Origin of the sequence: Frankia gtarii, from assembly GCF_025403375.1 — a bacterium.
In the GTDB taxonomy this organism is placed as follows: Bacteria; Actinomycetota; Actinomycetes; order Frankiales; family Frankiaceae; genus Frankia; species Frankia gtarii.
Genome location: NZ_JAMPTM010000129.1, coordinates 1 through 17,976, shown reverse-complemented (window position 1 = coordinate 17,976; position 17,976 = coordinate 1). Strand labels below are relative to the sequence as shown.

At 71.1% G+C, this 17,976-nt stretch carries 15 protein-coding genes; 12 read left to right on the top strand and 3 right to left on the bottom strand.

The annotated features are described in order from the left end of the window. Positions 1-151 precede the first annotated feature (151 nt). Positions 152-922, bottom strand: a complete 771-nt coding sequence (locus NBZ83_RS18555; protein WP_261575493.1) for an enoyl-CoA hydratase-related protein — start codon at positions 920-922, stop codon at positions 152-154. 163 nt (positions 923-1,085) lie between these two features. Here NBZ83_RS18555 and NBZ83_RS18550 point away from each other — a divergent pair, with 163 nt between their 5' ends. After that, positions 1,086-1,538: a pyridoxamine 5'-phosphate oxidase family protein gene (locus NBZ83_RS18550; RefSeq protein ID WP_261575492.1), complete on the top strand. Its 453-nt coding sequence runs from the start codon at positions 1,086-1,088 to the stop codon at positions 1,536-1,538. Here the strand turns inward: NBZ83_RS18550 and NBZ83_RS18545 are convergent. Beyond that, positions 1,535-2,197: an FMN-dependent NADH-azoreductase gene (locus tag NBZ83_RS18545; RefSeq protein ID WP_261567039.1), complete on the bottom strand. Its 663-nt coding sequence runs from the start codon at positions 2,195-2,197 to the stop codon at positions 1,535-1,537. The genes NBZ83_RS18550 and NBZ83_RS18545 overlap by 4 nt on opposite strands. Positions 2,198-2,564: 367 nt before the next feature. Here NBZ83_RS18545 and NBZ83_RS18540 point away from each other — a divergent pair, with 367 nt between their 5' ends. Both NBZ83_RS18540 and NBZ83_RS18535 read left to right on the top strand, forming a co-directional pair. Then, positions 2,565-4,286, top strand: coding sequence for a purple acid phosphatase family protein (locus NBZ83_RS18540; protein WP_261575491.1), 1,722 nt, complete (start codon positions 2,565-2,567; stop codon positions 4,284-4,286). 52 nt (positions 4,287-4,338) lie between these two features. After that, complete coding sequence (locus tag NBZ83_RS18535; RefSeq protein WP_261567037.1) at positions 4,339-5,022, top strand: nitroreductase family protein; 684 nt, start codon at positions 4,339-4,341, stop codon at positions 5,020-5,022. A gap of 991 nt (positions 5,023-6,013) precedes the next feature. Here NBZ83_RS18535 and NBZ83_RS18530 read toward each other — a convergent pair. After that, a complete protein-coding gene (locus tag NBZ83_RS18530; RefSeq protein ID WP_261567036.1) occupies positions 6,014-6,529 on the bottom strand; it encodes a nitroreductase family protein in 516 nt (171 codons plus the stop codon). A gap of 720 nt (positions 6,530-7,249) precedes the next feature. Between NBZ83_RS18530 and NBZ83_RS18525 the strand changes: the two genes are divergently transcribed. The 9 genes from NBZ83_RS18525 to NBZ83_RS18485 all read left to right on the top strand — a co-directional run bounded on the left by NBZ83_RS18525 (position 7,250) and on the right by NBZ83_RS18485 (position 17,961). Continuing rightward, positions 7,250-8,185, top strand: coding sequence for an aldose 1-epimerase family protein (locus NBZ83_RS18525; RefSeq protein WP_261567044.1), 936 nt, complete (start codon positions 7,250-7,252; stop codon positions 8,183-8,185). 875 nt (positions 8,186-9,060) lie between these two features. Next, on the top strand, positions 9,061-10,107 hold the full coding sequence (locus tag NBZ83_RS18520) for an ABC transporter substrate-binding protein (protein WP_261567035.1): 1,047 nt from the start codon (positions 9,061-9,063) through the stop codon (positions 10,105-10,107). 54 nt (positions 10,108-10,161) lie between these two features. Continuing rightward, positions 10,162-11,166: an LLM class flavin-dependent oxidoreductase gene (locus NBZ83_RS18515; protein ID WP_261575490.1), complete on the top strand. Its 1,005-nt coding sequence runs from the start codon at positions 10,162-10,164 to the stop codon at positions 11,164-11,166. Next, the gene (locus NBZ83_RS18510; RefSeq protein ID WP_261575489.1) at positions 11,163-12,344 is read left to right on the top strand and encodes a FecCD family ABC transporter permease; all 1,182 of its coding nucleotides are present in this window, start codon (positions 11,163-11,165) and stop codon (positions 12,342-12,344) included. The genes NBZ83_RS18515 and NBZ83_RS18510 overlap by 4 nt, the downstream gene beginning before the upstream one ends. Further along, positions 12,335-13,195: an ABC transporter ATP-binding protein gene (locus tag NBZ83_RS18505; RefSeq protein ID WP_261567032.1), complete on the top strand. Its 861-nt coding sequence runs from the start codon at positions 12,335-12,337 to the stop codon at positions 13,193-13,195. Before NBZ83_RS18510 ends, NBZ83_RS18505 begins: the two co-directional genes overlap by 10 nt. 516 nt (positions 13,196-13,711) lie before the next feature. After that, the gene (locus NBZ83_RS18500; RefSeq protein WP_261575488.1) at positions 13,712-14,803 is read left to right on the top strand and encodes a hypothetical protein; all 1,092 of its coding nucleotides are present in this window, start codon (positions 13,712-13,714) and stop codon (positions 14,801-14,803) included. 301 nt (positions 14,804-15,104) lie between these two features. Beyond that, positions 15,105-16,178: a M29 family metallopeptidase gene (locus tag NBZ83_RS18495; RefSeq protein WP_261567030.1), complete on the top strand. Its 1,074-nt coding sequence runs from the start codon at positions 15,105-15,107 to the stop codon at positions 16,176-16,178. Positions 16,179-16,300: 122 nt separating this feature from the next. After that, positions 16,301-17,092: an iron-containing redox enzyme family protein gene (locus NBZ83_RS18490; RefSeq protein ID WP_261567029.1), complete on the top strand. Its 792-nt coding sequence runs from the start codon at positions 16,301-16,303 to the stop codon at positions 17,090-17,092. 74 nt (positions 17,093-17,166) lie between these two features. Then, positions 17,167-17,961 carry a hypothetical protein gene (locus NBZ83_RS18485; RefSeq protein ID WP_261567028.1) on the top strand — a complete coding sequence of 265 codons (795 nt, stop codon included), beginning with the start codon at positions 17,167-17,169 and terminating at the stop codon, positions 17,959-17,961. The last annotated feature ends 15 nt before the right edge of the window (positions 17,962-17,976 follow it).

Genomic DNA, 17,976 nt, shown 5'->3' with positions numbered 1-17,976 from the left:
CGTGAGCCCCGTGATCCCCGCCGCCGCGTCCCATCCATCCACCATCCTCGCGATCGCCACCGCGCACCACCACCCGCCGGTCGGCCGTCGGCCGTCGGGCGGTGAGCGGTGAGCGGTGAGCACGCTGGACCACGAGGTCCCGCACAGGGGCCTACCGGCCGGTCCAGGTCGCGGGGCGCTTCTCCAGGAACGCGCGGACGCCTTCGGCGGCGTCGGCGGAGTCGCGGATGGCGTCGAGCGCGGCGGCGGTGGCCTGCCAGCCGGCAGCGTCGGCGTCGGGGGCGACGGCGGCGTCGACGGCCGCCAGGCAGGCCCGCACGGCACTCGGCGCGTTGCGGCAGATCCGCTCGGCCAGGGCGACGGCCGCGTCAAGCGCCCCGCCGGGTTCGGCGAGCACGTTGACCAGGCCCGCCTCGTACGCGCGCCGGGCGTCGAAGGGATCACCGACGAGGATGAGTTCCCGGGCCAGGTTCGGCGGCAGGGCCCGCGGGCCACGGAACAGCGCGCCGCAGGTGGGGACGACCCCGATCGTCACCTCCGGCAGGCCGAAGCGGGCGTCGGTCGCCGCCACGACGAGGTCGCAGGCCAGCACGATCTCCAGACCGCCGCCGAGCGCGGGGCCCTCGACCGCGGCGATGAGCGGCGTGCGGCGCCGGCGGCGGACCACCCCGTACTCCCCGCCCCGCTCGGTGACGTAGTCGCCGCCGGCGGTCAGGTCGCTGCCGGCGCAGAACACGGACGGGGTGCCGGTGAGCACGCCGACCCAGAGGTCGTCGTCGTCGTCGAGCAGGTTCAGCGCGGCGTCGAGGGCGTCGGCCATCGCACGGTCGACCGCGTTGCGCCGGCGCTCCCGGCGCATCGACACGACCAGCACATGGCCCTCGCGGCGCAGGTCCACCCGCTGCTCGTCCCGGTCCGTCATCGCCCGCTCCACGCCCCGTCCCGCAGTGCTCCCCGGTCCCGCCGCGGTCCGGATGACCAGCGCCGGCTGGAGGCACAGAATAGTCTTTCGGGCTGGCAGGAACGATGTTTCCGATCCGGCCGCCGGCCGCCGGCAGCGCGGCTCCGCCCGAGGAGATGGGTGCATGCAGGAACAGCGACGCGGTCGAAAGATCGCCATGGAGCGGGCGGAGGTCGACGCCTTCCTCACCGAGGAGCGGGTCTGCCGGGTGGCGACGACCGGCCCCGACGGCCCACACCTGACCCCGCTGTGGTTCGTCTGGGACGGCGAGGCGCTGTGGTTGTGGTCGATCGTGCGCAGCCAGCGGTGGACCGACCTCACCCGCGACCCACGGGCCGCCGTGCTCGTCGACGCCGGGATCGGCTACGACGAGCTGCGCGGGGTGGAGCTGCGCGGCCGGTTCACCCCGGTCGGCGAGGCGCCCCGCGCCGACGTGCCGAACCCCGAACTGGAGGTCCCGGAGCGCCTGTTCGCCGACAAGTACGCAGGTGGTGGCACGACCGGCCCCGACGGCCGCCACGGCTGGCTCCGTCTCACCCCCGAGAAGCTCACCAGCTGGGACTTCCGGAAGCTCTAGCGGCGGACGGCCGCCTGGTGACCGAGGCGGGCGGCGAGCTCGACGACGGAGCGCTGGGCGGCGTTGAGCTCCGTCTGCGCCGCGTCGCGCAACTCGGCCATCGCCGGCACCCGGAAGGCCAGCGTCGCCTCCGCCGTCACGACCGTCACCGCCATCCCGAGGGAACGGCCGAGGACCAGCTCGACGGGCGGGACAGCATGGTCCCAGCCCGCGGTCGGGCTGCCGGGGCCGTACTGCGCACCGCGCGCGGAGACGACGACGACCGGCCGGCCGGCCAGCGGCTGCTCCCGGGTGTCGAACGGCGCGGTGACGCCGAGGACGTGCACCTGATCGATCCACGCCTTGAGCGTCGACGGGATCGACCAGTTGTACATCGGCGCGCCGATCACCAGCACGTCGGCGGCGAACAGCTCGGCCAGCAGGAGCTCCTGCGTCGCCGCGGCGGCGGGATCAGGCGTCTCTCCAGCCACGCGCAGCCGGGGCGCCCAGTGCAGCGCCGCGTCGCTCAGATGCGGCGGCGGGTCGGTGTGCAGGTCGCGGTAGGTCACCGTGTGCTGCGGGCCGAGACCCCGCCAGGTCTCGGCGAAGGTCCGGGTCAACGCCCGCGTCGTCGAGCCGGTGAGGTCGGCGGAGGAGTCCAGGTGCAGCAGTCCGGGCATGCGCACTCCTTGCTCGCGGGCGGCGGGCACGGACGCACGGCACAGGCCGCGGCGGCCCCCGGCGTTCCCGCCCCCGCCGCGGAATCCGACCACGTGACCGCGGCCGACGCAGCGCCGACTTTACGCCAGCAATCCGGCCCGAAGCAGACGCTCTACGCGGCGCCGATTCGCCGTTGCTGTTGAGGAACGACTGGGGGCGGACGTCTGACTTCGCCGGGTCGGTCGCGGCCGGCGCACCGAGGGGATCGGCGGTGGCATCGAGCCGGCGTCGGCCCGGCGAACCGTACGGCCGGGTTCACCTGATGGCCCCGTTGTCGCCATGTGCCCGACTGCTCACCGTCCGCCGGACGCGACAGCATGACCGGCCATGAACGCGAACCCCACGACCGGGTCGGCCGGTCCGTCCCGCCGTTCCCTGCTACGCACGGCCGCGATCGGCGGCGGGCTGACCGTCACCGCCGGCCCCACCCTCTGGCAGCAGCCGGCGTTCGCGGGCACCGGCCCGGACACCGCCCCCGAGCAGGTGCATCTGGGTTGGGGCGACGACCCGGCGACGGCGGTGACGGTGTCCTGGGTGTCGCCGGCCGCCGTGCGCCGGCCGCGGGTGCGGCTCGGCACCGCGGCCGGCGGGTTCGGCCGGTTCGTCGACGCCGAGGAGCGGACCTACGTCGACGGGCTCAACGGCCAGCGCGTCGTGACCTACCACGCGAAGCTGCGCGGCCTCGACCCGGGCACCGCCTACGTCTACCGGGTCGACACCGCCGACGGCCCGGTCGCGGCCGGGTCGTCCGCGGGCGGCCCCGGTGGGACGTTCACCACCGCCCGCCGCGGCCGGTTCCCGTTCCGCTTCACCAGCTACGGCGACCTGGCCACCGACAAGGCGTGGGCCGTCTCCTCCCCCAACGCGTTTCACGCCGTGGACGCGGTCGAACGCTTCGCGCCACTGTTCCACCTGCTCAACGGCGATCTGTGCTATGCGAATCTCGCCTTCGCCCAGCAGCCAGCGGTGTGGCGCGACTTCGGCGTCAACGTGGCCCGCTCCGCGGCGAACCGGCCGTGGATGCCGGCGCTGGGCAACCACGAGATCGAGTTCGGCAACGGCCCGCACGGCTACGACTCCTACCTGACCCGGTTCAGCCTGCCGTCGAACGGGATCCGCGGCCTCGCCGGCAACTTCTACAGCTACCGGGTCGGCTCGGCGCTGTTCATCTCCCTCGACGCCGACGACGTCATCTACCAGGACGGCGGCGCCTTCGCCGCGACCGACGTCGTCCCGCCGAACGGCGTGGCGACGATCCCCGCCGGTCACAGCCAGTACAACCGGCTCTACACCGGCCCGCTCGCCGCCGGCCCGAACGGCACGCTCGCCCCCGGCGGCAACCTGCAGACCCGCTGGCTGGAGCGCACCCTCGCCGCCGCGCGGGCCGACCGGACCATCGACTGGATCATCGTCCAGACGCACCAGTGCCCGCTGTCGAGCTCCGCCACCGGCAACGGTTCGGATCTCGGCCTGCGCCAGGCATGGCTGCCGCTGTTCGACCGCTACCAGGTCGACCTCGTCGTCTCCGGGCACGACCACGACTACGAGCGCACGTTCCCGGTCCGTGGCTTCGACCGCGACCGCGGGACCGAGGTCGCCGGCGGCGCGACCGTCGACACGCTGCGGCCCCGGCCCGTCGTCACCGACCCGACCGCCGACACCTTCGACACCGACGCCGGCACCGTCTACCTGGTCCTCGGCGGCGGCGGGACCAGCGGGCCCACCGACAGCTACGGCACCACCCCGACCGGTGCCCGGCAGGGCAAGGTCATCACGAGGCGGACGGAGATCAGCCGCAACCCGTCGACCGGCGCCTACGCCAAGTCGCCCGCCGACGCCGTCGAGGAGGCCGTGTGGTCGGCCCGCCCCGACGCGACCGGCCACCCCTATGGCATCGCCGTGTTCGACCTCGACCCCGGCAGCCGCCCCGGCGGCCCCACCACCATCACCGTCGAGTACCACCACGCGCCCCGCGTCCAGGCCGGCGACCCGCCGCCTGCCTACACCCTGCTGGAACGCTTCACCCTGCGCCGCCGCCGCTCCGACTGACCACCGACCACGGGACCATCGGCTGCCCGCCGACCCGGCTAGGCTCGTGGGCGTGGAACTGCGTGAGGTGATGCGCACCGCCGGCGCCGTGCGGGAGTTCACCGCCGAACCGGTGCCCGACGAGGTGCTCGAGCAGGTCCTCGACGCCGCCCGGTTCGCCCCGAGCGGAGGCAACCAGCAGCCATGGGTCGTGCTCGTCGTGCGCGACCCCGGGTTGCGCCGGCGGCTGCGGGACCTCGTCCGCGAGGGCTGGCGGGAGTACGTGGCGCAGCGCCGCGCCGGGGTTCGCCCGTTCGCCCCCGGGCCGGACGGCCGCTGGCACGGGCCCGCGATCGACCTCGACGCCGCGGCCCGCACCCCGGCGCCGAGCGCCTTCGTCGACGCCTTCGACCAGGTACCCGTCCTGCTGGTCCTCGCCGTGCGGCTCACCGCGCTCGCGGTGACCGACGTCGACCTGGACCGGCAGAGCGTCGTCGGCGGTGCGTCGATCTACCCGTTCGCGCAGAACATCCTGCTGGCGGCCCGGGACGCCGGCCTCGGCGGGACGCTGACCACCTTCGCCGCCCGGCGCGAGCCCGCGGCGGCGGCCCTGCTGCACATCCCACCCGACCACGGCATCGCCGCCGTGCTCGCCCTCGGGTATCCCGCGCGGCGCGCAACCCGGCTGACCCGCCACCCGGTCGAAACCTTCACCCGCGTCGACACCTTCGACGGGCCCGCGTTCGGCTCGGTCTGACGCCGGGCCTGCCATCGCAGCAGCCTCCTCGTCGGCGCCGACGCTGACCACGTAGCAGGCGGCCGCCGTTGTTGAAATCCTGGAACGCCGTCAGCGGCAGGTGGGCGCCGGGCCCGAGGTCGCCGAAGGTCTGCGCAACGAGATCCGTCAACGCGGGCCTCGCCACAACGCACATCTCGGCCGCCGCAATTCCCCCGATGCGGGCGGAAGTGGACGCCCCCCGATGGTCGTCACATCGGTGGTGGCGGATTTGGCAGATCCGGTTCCGATCGGAGTGCCGACCCTACGCACCGACCAGCACCGCCTGTGCGCGTGCAAGCTCGACAGCGAATCGACAGAAGGGGCGACCCAGCGATTGGTGAACTTTTCCATACCGGTGTATGGTGCTGTTGTTCGGCGTCCCGCTCAACGACGTGCCGGGAATGATCTATTCAACGGATCATGAAGGTGGCGGGTACTGATGACCGATATTGTCACGATAGTTGCCTCGGTCGACGAGATTCCTACCGTCGAGGAAACCGACGCGATGCTAAACGAGCTGCGACCACTTTCCCGCGACGCGAGAACAATCGAGCTGATCAACGATCTTCTCGAGCTACGATCGCTACTCGGCGCACCATGCCGAGGCCACGCCTCGAGAAGCAGACCAGCCAGGACGCTGGAGCCCTATCCCGAGGATCCGGACCGGCCCGCCAACGAAGGCGCGTACCCGGAGGGCTAGACCGCGGGTGAGTACCTAATCTTCAGTACGTCGGGTCGGGTGGGTCGGTGGTGGCCGGCGTCCGGCCGCCGGGCTCCGTGAGCTGGAGCCCGGCGGCTGGGATTAGGGGCTCGTCGAACGCGCAATTCCCCTACGTGGCCAGTGCCACCAAAGGCGGTTGTCGCGACCAGCGGACTGGGACGTCGACGACGATGTCCATGCACGTGAACAGGCCACTCGGCGCCGACCGGATCCTGTACGGCAGCCAGCGCCTCCGCAGCGACCCGCCGACTACCAGTGGCCGCGGTGGATGACCTCGTCGAAGGGGCGGCGGTCGAGGCGCTCCACCGGCCGCAGCGGCCCGTCGGCGGGATAGCCCAGGCCGATCATGTAGGCGACGCGGTGGGTGTCCGGCACGCCGAGGATCCGGCGGGCCTCCTCCTGGTCGCCGACGGCCGAGTGCCCGCCGCCGACGCCGAGGTCGGTCGCCGTGAGCAGCATCAGCATCGTCGCCTGGCCGAGGTCGTACTCGTCCATGAGCCGGTAGCGCTCCGTCTCCGGCTCGGGCAGGACCAGCACGATCGTCGCCGCCGAACTCGCGATGTGACCGGCACCGCGCCAGATCGTCGCCAGTTCACCGAGAACCGCCCGGTCGGTGACGAGCACGAAGTCCCACCGCTGCCGGTTCGACGCCGAGGGCGAACGCCACCCGGCCTCCAGGATCCGCTCCAGGTCCTCGGCCGGCACGGGCCGGTCCTGGTAGCTGCGGACATTGCGACGAGCACGGATCGCGTCCCAGGTCTCCACACGCTCGACCCTAGACGAGTCGACCAGCGAGTCCAGAGCCAGTGGTCGTAGGGGATCCGCTCGCCAGTGGCGGGGCGGCGGTGCTGTTCCGGCCGGCGACGGCATCGTGCCGCCCGGCTCGGTCGGCACCGCCCCACAGAGGCAGTGGGTCGACCGAGGTTCGACGCGCCCCACGGACCACCACATCTCTCGCATTTCCATAATCAATCGCGCACGGAGCCATGCCGAGGTCCAGGCGCGGTTTTCGGCCCTCAAACCGCGCCTAAGCCTCGGCGTGATCTGGCCGCAATCTGGCCGGGAACCAGGAGGACGGCAAGCGGGCGACAACCGGGCGGCAGACGGGCGACAGCCGCAGGCGCGATGCCAATAGAGTTAGTCGGCAGTTACCTGTAGTCAACGAATGATGCGAAATCGCTCGCCTCGAACCGCGCTGTCATGCCTATCACCCGCAGCCGTCCTTCGCCCCGGAACACCGTCCGCCGCCAGAGCCAGGTAGCCAGGGCAGCCTGGGTAGCCAGGGCAGCCATGGCCGGCAGGGGAGCCCGAACGGGGAGTCTGCCCCCCGCAGCCCGTGGCGAGAACCGGTCTCGACGGCGACTCGGGATACTGGGAGATGCAGCACGCCCTGTCGATGCGGCCAGCGCCGACGGCCAGCGGCCAGGAGTGCGGGTGAGACGGACGAGACGGGTGACGGACGAGAGACGGGTGAAGGAGGACGTGGTGGAGGCGTTGGCGCCGTCCGGACGGCAGGTGGAGCTCGTGCACGCGGACAGCAGCGTGACCATCACCGAGGTCGGGGGTGGGCTGCGCGAGTACACCATCGGCGGCGCGCCGGTTCTCGACGGCTATGACGTCGCCACGATGGCCAGCCGCGGGCGCGGGCAGCTGCTGCTGCCATGGCCCAACCGGATCGCGGACGGCCGCTACCCGTTCGGCGGCACCACCCACCAACTCCCGGTGAACGAGGTGGCGCTCGGCAACGCCAGCCATGGTCTGACCCGCTGGTCGGCCTGGGAGCTCGAACGCCTCGGCCCGGCCGCGGTCCGCGCCTCGTTCATCCTGCGCGCCCAGAGCGGCTACCCCTTCACCGTCGGCTTCGCCGCGGAGTACCGCCTCGCCGACGACGGGCTGACCGTCACGATGACCGCCACCAACCTGGGTAGCCAGCCGGCTCCCGTCGGGATGGGTGCACACCCCTACCTGACGACGGTCGGGGCGGACGGTGCGACGGTGCGCGCGGACGACGTCGAACTCACCGTGCCGGCGGCGACGAGGCTGGAGACCGACGACCGTTCGATCCCGACCGGCGCGCGGGCGGTCGCCGGCGAGCCGTTCGACTTCCGCCGGCCACGCCTGGTCGGTTCCCTCGCCCTGGACACCTGCTACACCGACCTCGACCGCGATCCGGACGGCCGCGCACGCGTGCGGCTCGGGGCGCCGGGCGGTGGGTCGGTGACGGTCTGGATGGACGAGACCTGGCGCTACGTACAGGTCTTCACAGGGGACACGCTGGGCCCGCAAGAGCGGCGGCGCAGCATCGCCGTCGAGCCGCTGACCTGCCCGGCGAACGCCTTCAACAGCGGGGACGGCCTGCGCGTCCTCGAGCCCGCCGCCAGCGTCGGCGGCATCTGGGGCATCCACCCCACCCGCGCCTGACCCCCGGGCACCGAACCCACCCCGACACCGAACCCACTGCGGGCGGTCGGGTGGATACGGCTGCGCTGGACCGGTTGGTACCGCAGATGCGGATGTGCCCCGGTCGCGGCCGGTGCGCGCGGTCGGCCGGGTGCCGCGTCATCGGCGACCGTCTTGTCCCTGATGGACGGGAACGGGATCCAACACATCCCGGACCATCCCTCCACGCGCGTTACGTTCAGCGCACCCGAAAAGAACGAATCTGTTACGCGTCATCGGGTCGTAACGCCGCGACAACGGCCACCAGTCAGCCATCCAGTGCAAGATCTTCCGTTGTCGACAGGCCGTGGCCGCAAATAATCTTCACATTGACCCGATTTGGGCAAAAATTTCGTGCGATTCGCACCGCCGACCTCCTCCTCCGAGGCGGGTGCCGACCGGCATCGCGGCCGCCCGCACCAACCCTCCGCTCGGCAGCAGTCTGACTACTTCCGCAGATCAGGGCCCCTGTCCGCGTGACAGACGCAGATGCGGAGGCTATGGTGCATTCTAACCGCTTCCGCGGAGCTCAGATGCGCCGAAGCATCGCGCGCTCGCTCGCAGTTAGCACCCCACGCACACCGTCCGTGCGCAGCTAATCACCATTCGTTTCCTTGACCCTATTCGCTCGGCGGGGGAAGAACGTGGCATCACGCTCGGCACTGTTTTCGCGACGCATCCTCGTGGGTTTGCCGACCCATCGGGACAGTCCTCACGGCTCGTTCCATCTTCCGTCCATCGAACGCCACCCGGGAAGCCGGCGCACGAGCGCATCCCGAGCGGTGACAATGCGTTCCCGGCGGTTGACACGGCCCACTGCGTCGCGACGGTGGCTGCCCCTGGGGATGGCGGCCGCGGTGGCGGCACTGGCCGCCGGCTGCGGCAGTTCCTCCTCGGATGCCAGCCCGCCGGCGCCCACCACCCAGGTGGTGACCAGCCTTTCCGGGGAGAAGGTGACGGTCCCCCTGAAGATCAATCGGATCGCGGAGCAGTTCCCCGCCCACACCGTCACCGACATCATGCTCGGCGTCGGCGACAAGTTGGTGGCCATCCCCCAGAATGTCAAGACGATCCCGTTCCTGCGGAAGGTCTACCCGGGCGTCAACGGCCTTCCAGAACTTTTCCGCAACGGCGGAAAGGTGAACATGGAGGAGCTTCTCAAGCTCAAGCCGGATGTCGTCTCCACCATCAGCGGCGGCGATACCCTCACGCCGTTCCAGCAGGCCGGCCTGCCCGCGGTCAACATGGATTTCAACACCTTCCCGCAACTGGTTCCGTCTATTCAGCTCGCCGGAAAGGTGTATGGCGGCACCGCCGCCACCAAGGCCAAGGCATACAACGACTACGTGACCGCCAAGCTGGCGATGGTCCAGTCCCGGCTGGCGAAGCTGCCGGCGACCGAGCAGCCCAGCGTGGTGCACATCGCCAGCTACCCGCCCGTGGTCGTCGACGGCGGGAAGTCCCTCATCGACGGCTGGATCAAGATCGCCGGTGGCACCGACTCCGCGAGCGGCGTCAAGGGCACCCACGTCACGGTGTCCATGGAGCAGCTCCTGCAGTGGAACCCGGACGTGCTGATCGTCGAAACACCGGGTGGTGACCAGGGCCTGGCCGCCAACTCCGCCCAGTCCGTCATCGACAACCTGGCGAAGTCGCCGGGGTGGGCCGATCTGAAGGCGGTCAAGGCCGGTCGGGTCTACCTCAACCCGCAGGGTCTCTACCCGTGGGACCGGTTCGGCCCGGAGGAGGCCCTGCAGATCCAGTGGGCGGCGAAGGTGCTGCATCCTGATCTGTTCACCGACCTCGACATCCGATCCGAGGCCAAGAGCTTCTACTCGAAGTTTTTCGACTACCACACCACCGAGGCGGACCTCGATCAGATTCTGCAGGTCAGCTCCAAGTAAGTACCTCTCCCGGTTCGGAAAGGACCGCGCCCCGGCGCAGTGATGACCATCTCCATGCGATTCGGCCTGCCCGGAGGGCGCGGCGATCTCGACGGGGCGAGTTCCACCTCGACAGTGGAACTCGCCCGCGTCGCCGAGACTCTCGGCTACGACAGCCTGTGGTTCACCGACGGCCACCTCTCCTCCGTCGGTTCCCGGACGATGAAAGCCCGCTCCTCGCCGATCCCGCTGGCGGCCGCCGTCGCCGCGTCGACCAGCCGGATCCGGATCGGGTTCACCGCCCTGCACCTGACGCTGCACGACCCCATCCGGCTGGCGGCGGACCTCGCGACGCTCGACCGGCTCTCCGGCGGCCGGGTCACCCTCGGGGTCGGCTGGCCCATCGCCCCCTACACCAGGGCCTACCAGGGCGCCGCCCCGGTCCAGGTCGACCTGCCCGACGCCCTCGACACGATCGTCGGCTACTGGCGAGGCCGGACCCGCATGGCCGACGGCGCGCAGTTCCGGGTCGAGCCGACCCCCGCCCAGCATCCCCACCCGCCGATCGAGGTGGCCGCCAGCAGCGAGGAGACCATCGTCTGGGCGGCCAGCCGTGGCTACGGGCTGCTGCTGTCGGCCGTGCAGACCATCGCCTCACTCGCCGCCTGCATGGAGCTCTACACCTCCCACGGCGGGACGGCCGGTGATGTCCGGGTGGAGCGGTTCTGCCTCGTCGCCGAATCCGATGCCGCCGCCCGGGAACGCGCCACCCCAATCGTCGTGCGCCTGACCCGGCGGCTGGCCGCACTCGGCGGCGACGAGCACGGCCACACCGCGGTCGGGACGACCGACCTCGACCCCTTCCGGTTTCACGAGGAGACAGCGGTGATCGGTGGACCGGCAACAGTCGCCCGCAGATTCGCGGAACTACGCGACGAGCTTGGCGTGGCACGGGTGAACCTGCGCCCGTCGTTCAGCGGAACCGCGTCGCTGGCCCTGCAGCAGAGCACCGTGCGGATGTTCGCCGCGAAGGTGGCGCCGCTGCTCGCGCAGCCCGCCATCCGGCGGGTGAATTCTTGACCCGGCCCGCTGTCCCGACCGGCACGGACCCGGTCACGGCGACCGAGCAGGACGGCACCGGCGAGGGCGTCGACCAGGGCGTCGGCGAGGGCGTCACCGCGGGCGGTGACCCGGCGGTTCAGGACCGCAGGCCCGGTGCTCGGGCGGCCGCGAGCGCGCGGATCCGCGCGACTCTCGGCGATCACCTGCGCGTCGTGCTGCTCGCCGTCGGCCTGGTGGTCCTGATCGTGGTCTCCTTCGGGCTGGGCCGGTACACGCTGGGCCCGGTGAGCGTCGTGCGCGTCCTCGCCCACGAACTGTTCGGCCTCGGGGGCGACGTCCCCGGACAGAACCGGGCCGTGGTGATGGACATCCGGATGCCCCGCATCCTCGCCGCGCTGCTCGTCGGGGCGGCGCTGGCCTCCTCCGGCGCCGCCTACCAGACGATGTTCCGCAACCCGCTGGTCTCCCCCGAGATCCTCGGGGTGGCGGCGGGGGCCGGCTTCGGCGCCTCCGCGTCGATCCTGATCGGCCTGGACACGACCCTGCTGCAGATCATCTCGTTCGGCTGCGGGCTGCTCGCCGCGGTGCTGTCGCTGACCATCTCCCGGGTCGTCGGGAAGGGATCGCTGATCATCCTGGTGCTCGGCGGCATCATCATCGGCGCGATGTTCAACGCGCTCATCTCCAGCGTGCAGTACTTCGCCAACCCGGAGACGACCCTGCCGGAGATCACCTTCTGGCTGTTCGGCAGCCTGGCCCGGGCGAGTATGCACGGGCTGATCGTGCCCGCGATCATCGTCGCGGTATGCCTGGTGATCCTGTACGCGGTGCGCTGGCAGCTGACGGTCCTCGCCACCGGCGACGACGAAGCCCGGTCGCTGGGCGTCAACCGGACGCGGATCTGGGCACTGACGATCGGCGCCTCGACGCTCATGACGGCGACCGCGGTCAGCGTCGCCGGCATCATCGGCTGGGTGGGGCTCGTCGTCCCGCACCTGGGCCGGTTCGCCGTCGGACCGTCGTTCAGCCGGCTGATGCCGGTCACCGCCCTCATCGGCGCCGGTTACCTGCTCGCCGTCGACGACGTCGCCCGCACCGCCTCCTCCCTCGACCTCCCCCTGGGCATCCTCACCGCACTCATCGGCGCGCCGTTCTTCGTCGCCCTGCTCGCGAAGGCAGGCCGGCAATGGCTGTGATAACCGAGACGGAGACGCCGGACGTCGAGGTCAGCGGGCTGTCGTTCGGCTACGGTCGGCACGGCCACCGGATCACCGACGTCTCGCTGAGTGTGCGCTCGACCGAGGTCTGCTGCCTGCTCGGGCCCAACGGCGCCGGCAAGACGACTCTGCTGCGTTGCCTGCTCGGCCTGCTCAAGCCAGAAAGCGGCACGGTACGCATCGCCGGCCGCGACATCGGCGCGCTGACGCCGCGGGAACTCGCCCGCAGCGTGGCCTACGTTCCGCAGAGCACCTCCTCGCCGTTCCCGTTCACCGCGCTCGACATCGCCGTCATGGGCCGCACGCCCCATCTCGGCCTGCTCGAGGCGCCCGGCGCCGCTGATCGCCGCAGCGCCCTGGCCCAGCTCGACCGGCTCGGGATCGCCCGCCTGGCCGACCGGTCCTTCGCCGCGCTGTCGGGTGGCGAGCGTCAGCTCGTGCTGCTCGCCCGCGCGCTCGTCCAGCAGGCGGCGATCCTCATCCTGGACGAGCCGACCGCCGCGCTGGACTACGGCAACGAGGTGCGCACCCTGCACGTCGTCGCCGAGCTCGCCCGGGAGGGGCACGCCATCATCATGACCACCCACCAGCCCTCGCACGCGCTCACCTACTCCAACCGGGCGGTGCTCATGCGCGGCGGGGTGGTCATCGCCGACGGTCATCCCGACGACGTCGTCACCGGCGAGAGCCTCAGTGACCTCTATGGCGTCCCCGTCCACGTCACCGGCGTGACCCTGCCGCCCGGCTACGACCGGCGCGAGATGCGGACCTGCGTCCCGATCCCCACGCCCCGGTCCGACCCGCAGCTCGAGCCCCGAACCCGCAGCTAGAACCACTGAACCCGCAGCCTCACCCCGCGAGCTGCACCGTCAACCTGCACGCCGTCAACCTGCACCGTCAACCTGCACGCCACGCCCGTCCTCCCTGGGCGTGGATCACGCGGCCCTGTCCCCGCCGCCGGCACCTCTCAATCCGCCCAAGGACAATCCTGTGACCGGAGTAATCCGGCCGCCCCCGGGGAATCTTTCCGAAAGACCTCACAGCCCGCCCCCGAGCACGTTATAGTTTCACATTGTCGGTCCGTTCCGGTCCACGGACCAAATCGGCAGGCGCCGCAGTCCGTCCGGTCCACGGCTTGCATCGGGCGCCGCCTCCCAAGGCATTCGCGGTCACCGCGAAACCCCGCTGGCACGGAACTCAACGCACCAGCGCGCCGTCCTCACGAGGCTTCTCTGGGCCCTTTCGGGACCTTTTCCGGCACTCGATCCGGCCCGGCCTCGTCCGACATTCCACCGGCCCCGCGGCATCCATCGCCCAGGCCCGTGTGCGTCAGGAGGAGTACAAAGATGCCCGAGTCCGAGCTCGTCGTCGATCCCGCCAGGATTCGACAGTTCGGGGATCCGACCGACACCGTCTTCTGTCTCGTCACGAACGCCTCCCTGCTGGACGACATCCGGCTCGTCCGGACTGCTCAGTACCTGGACTACCGCATCCTGGAGTTCCGCGGCGGCGAGGACGAGTTCGCCCGGCTCATGCGTGAGGAAGTGCCGGAACAGGCCCATGTGCTGGTCATGTCACCCGACTGCTTCTTTCAGTCGCCGCCCGCGGACGTCCTCGGCGCCCGCCGCAAGCTGCTCGGGATGGCCTGCAACTCGACCCCGACCGACCGCGCGACACTGCGGCACTTCCTGCGCTGCATCGAGGCCACCGATCCGCAGGCCCAGGAGGACTTCTCCGACCGCTTCTTCGAGCTCGCCGAGCGCGGCGAGGCGCTGGAGTACCGCGACGCGCGCCACGGCACGGTCGCGACCCTGCGTCTGTTCGACCGCGAGCTGGTGTGGAACCAGCAGGCAGGTCTCGTCGGCTGGGGCGAACAGCAGATCGTGCCCGCGGGCGAGATCAGTGTGCTTCCCATCGAGATCAGAGAGTTCGGAGACTATCTCCGGCTCCCCCTGGACGGCGAGATCGTGATCCAGGGATACCCGATCCTGCATTCCGGCACGCCATCCTTCTCCCGGACCGACCAGGAGCGTATTCACGGCGAATTCTGGCCGCTGCACGAGAACGCGGTCGTGGCCCGAGTCGAAAACGGTCTCATCACCGAAATGACTTCCCCTGACCCCGCCGGCCATGGTATCCTGGAGATGTTCGAGGCGCTCTTCCAAGTCGATTCCCGCTACCGTATAGTCTGGGAAATCGGGCACGCGCTGAACACCACCCTCGATCTGCTTCCCGGTAATCACGCCATGAACGAGGTCTACGGATCCTCCCAGGGCTGTCTACATTGGGGAATCGGGCTCACGCCCTACACCCAGTACCATCTCGACATCATTTCCCCGGGAACAGTCGTCACGAACGATCTGGGCGACGTCCTGCTCGGCACGCCGACGGTAACGTCCGCGATGCCTCTCGAGAGTCCGGTCGGTCTGGCCAACTGATCGGTCCGGGCGAGGGTCTCCCTCGTCTGCCCACCGCATTTCAGCGGATTGACGGAAGGAGGTGATCACTGTGGAGAAGGTCGCGCAGAAGAAGATCCAGGTGAAGAAGAACGACCGCTACCTGGGCACCCTCCTCGGCTAATGCCGTTGAGAAGGGGTGGGTCGGCCGGACCGGGCCGACCCACCCCGACTGGGCCGCTCACCCGGCCCGTGTTCGCACCGCCGCCGGTCGCCACCGGTCGCCTCCGGTCCTCCCGCCAACGCCAACCAGCCTCTCGCGCCGCGCCCCCTGGTGGTCCCCATGGCACAGTTCCTCGTGCGTCCCGACCTGCATCGGGAGTTCGCCAGCCCGCACTCCACGTTCTGCCTGCTGACCCAGGCCGACCGGGCCGCGGAGTTCACCCTCGCGCCCAGCAGCCGCTACCGCAGCGTCGTGCACCGCACTCTCGACGCCGAGGAAAACCTCACCGACGCCCTGCTCGCGCAGCGGATCCCCGCCGACGCCGACGTGTTCGTCGTCTGCCCGGACCGCTTCCTCGTCTCCCCCGACCCCACGACGGTCGGGCCGGGCCGGCGGATCGCGGTGATGCCCTGCGGTTCGACGCCCGTCACCGACTCCCAGGTCGCCTACTTCCTCACGGTGGTGGAGCAGACCGACTCGGCGGCGCTGGAGTCCCGCGCGGACCGGCTGTTCGACGCCCTCGGCGAGGCCGACCACGTCACGCTGGCGGACCTGGCCGGGCACGCCTCCGCCCGCTTCGTCATCTCCGGCGACTACGAGTGGAACCAGCAGGCCGGTGCGCTCGCGGCCGGCGAACAGCAGATCGCGCCGTCCGGCGAGGCCAGCGCCGTCCCCACGGACCTCTACCGGTTCGACACCAGCCGCCGGCTGGCGCTGGACGGGCAGATCGCCCTGCGCGGCGCCCCCATCGTGCACCGCGGTGACGACCCCGCGGTGCTCGCCGAGCAGGCCCGGCTCTTCGACGACCTGGACGTGCTGCGCACCGCCACGGTGGTGCTCGACCTCGCCGACGGGAAGGTCACCGACTGCCATGCGGTGGACGCCGCGGGCAAACGCGCGATCGACGCGCTGGACGAGCTGTTCGCCACCGACGAGGCCTACCGGGTCGTGTGGGAGTTCGGCATCGGGCTCAACCCCGTGCTCGACCAGCAGCCGGGGAACTGCGGGATGAACGAGATGTACGGCGCGGCCGACGGGATCGTCCACCTCGGGTTCGGGTTGACTCCGACGACCCGGTACGCGCTCACCTTCACCTGCGCCGACACGGTCATGTCCGACCCGGCGGGGACCCGGCTCGCCGGCCCCGCCCCGCGCCGGATGCGCCGGCGACGCACCCCGACCTGCGGCTGCTGACCGGCCGAGGCAACACAGCACCACGGCCCGGCAGCACACAGCACCACGGCCCGGCCCGCCGCGGGCACGTCGACGCCTCGGCGAGCCGGCCGCACACCGCCAATCGCCGAAGGAGCCCACCGATGACCGACGACCCGCGCACCTGGTACGGGGACCCGAGGGCCGCCGCCGCCGCCCGCACCGCCGACCTGACGGACCTGCGCACACAGGTCGACACCATGCTCGACGCGATGATCAGGAAGTTCTACGACGAGATCCCGTACGCGGACCACCAGGCCCGCGGCGAGGAGATCAACCTGGAGTACTACAAGCGCCACAACGTCGAGACCATCCTCCGGCTGCGCCGCAAGCGCACGATCGACGCCCTGGCCATCGGCTACTTCACCAAGCGCGACCCGGTGCGCGGCGCGGCGTGGGCCCACTACGTCGAGGACGAGATGCTCCACGACGAGTGGTTCGCCGGCGACCTCGCGAAGGTCGGCGTGACCAAGGCGGAGATCTACGCCACCGAGCCGTTCCAGGCCACCAAGCTGCTCACCGGCTACCTGCAGTACGGCATGGAGTTCGAGGGCACGCCGCTGGCCCTGCTGTGCAGCGTCTACTTCGTCGAGTACACGACGACGAAGACCCAGCCGTCCTGGGTGAAGAACCTGGAGGAACAGCTCGGCCGGGAGAAGCTCGCCGGCGCCCGGCGCCACGTCGGCACCGACATCGAAGACGAGCACGCCGACTTCGTCTGGGGGGTGCTCACCTCACTGGTGGCCTCGGCCGCCGACGAGGCCAAGGTGCTCGCGCACGTCCGGACCGTCGCGAACCTGTGGGTGGCCTACTTCATCGAGCTTTACCAGGCGGTGGTGGCCCCGGCGACCAGCGCGTTCGAGGCCGCGGGCAGCGTCGCGGCCAAGTTCGCCTGAGCGATCCCGGCACCGCACCGACCGGCCAGCAGAACGCGGGGACCGCAGGGGGGGATCGCAGGGGGATGATGTCCATGTCGCCGCCGGCCGCGTCGGCCGCCGCAGCCGAGGCCTCGCAGCCCTACACGATCGTCCGATTCTCCCAGAACTGCGAGCTCGGCCCGGCGGAGGACCGCTGGCTGCAGGAGGGGCTCGTCGCGGCCCTGCCCGACCTGCGGATGGCGGAGCTGTTCGCCGCCCGTCCCGGCCTGCTGCGCGAGGCCGAACATCTCGTCGTCAGCGTCGACCGGGCCAGCGGGCAGCCGGTGTCCGCGCTGGGGGCGAGCTGGACGGCGACCGCGGCCGGCCGGCGGTTCCTGCACATCGGCGTACAGTTCGTCAGCGCCCGGCTGCGTCGCGGACCGGTGTTCAGCACGAGCTGGCTGGCGCTGCTCGAAGACGCCGTCATCACCGGCGGCTTCCCGGTGCTGTCCGCGCTGCGCACCTACAACCCGGTCGCGTACTGCGCCATGCGGGCCTACGGCCGGCTGCCCGGCGCCGTGATGTACCCGGAGGTCGGGCCGGCCGGTCAGGACCCCGACGTGACCCAGTTGGCCGGCGAGATCGCGACGACGCTCGCCCCGGCGGCGCCGTTCGATCCCGACAGCGGCCGCCTCGCCGGGATCGGCGTTCCGCGCGGGCTCTACCGCGGCCGTCCGAGCTGCGACGACGCGGCGGTCAACGAGCACTTCGAGCGGCACACCGTTCCCGGCGACCGCATCCTCTGCGTCGTGCACATCCGTGAGACCGCGACGGTGAACGCGATTGTCGCGAACTTCCTGCGCCGCGCGGCGGGGTCGGCGCCGGCAGCAGCCACGCCGCCCCCCTGACGGGCGACCCCCACC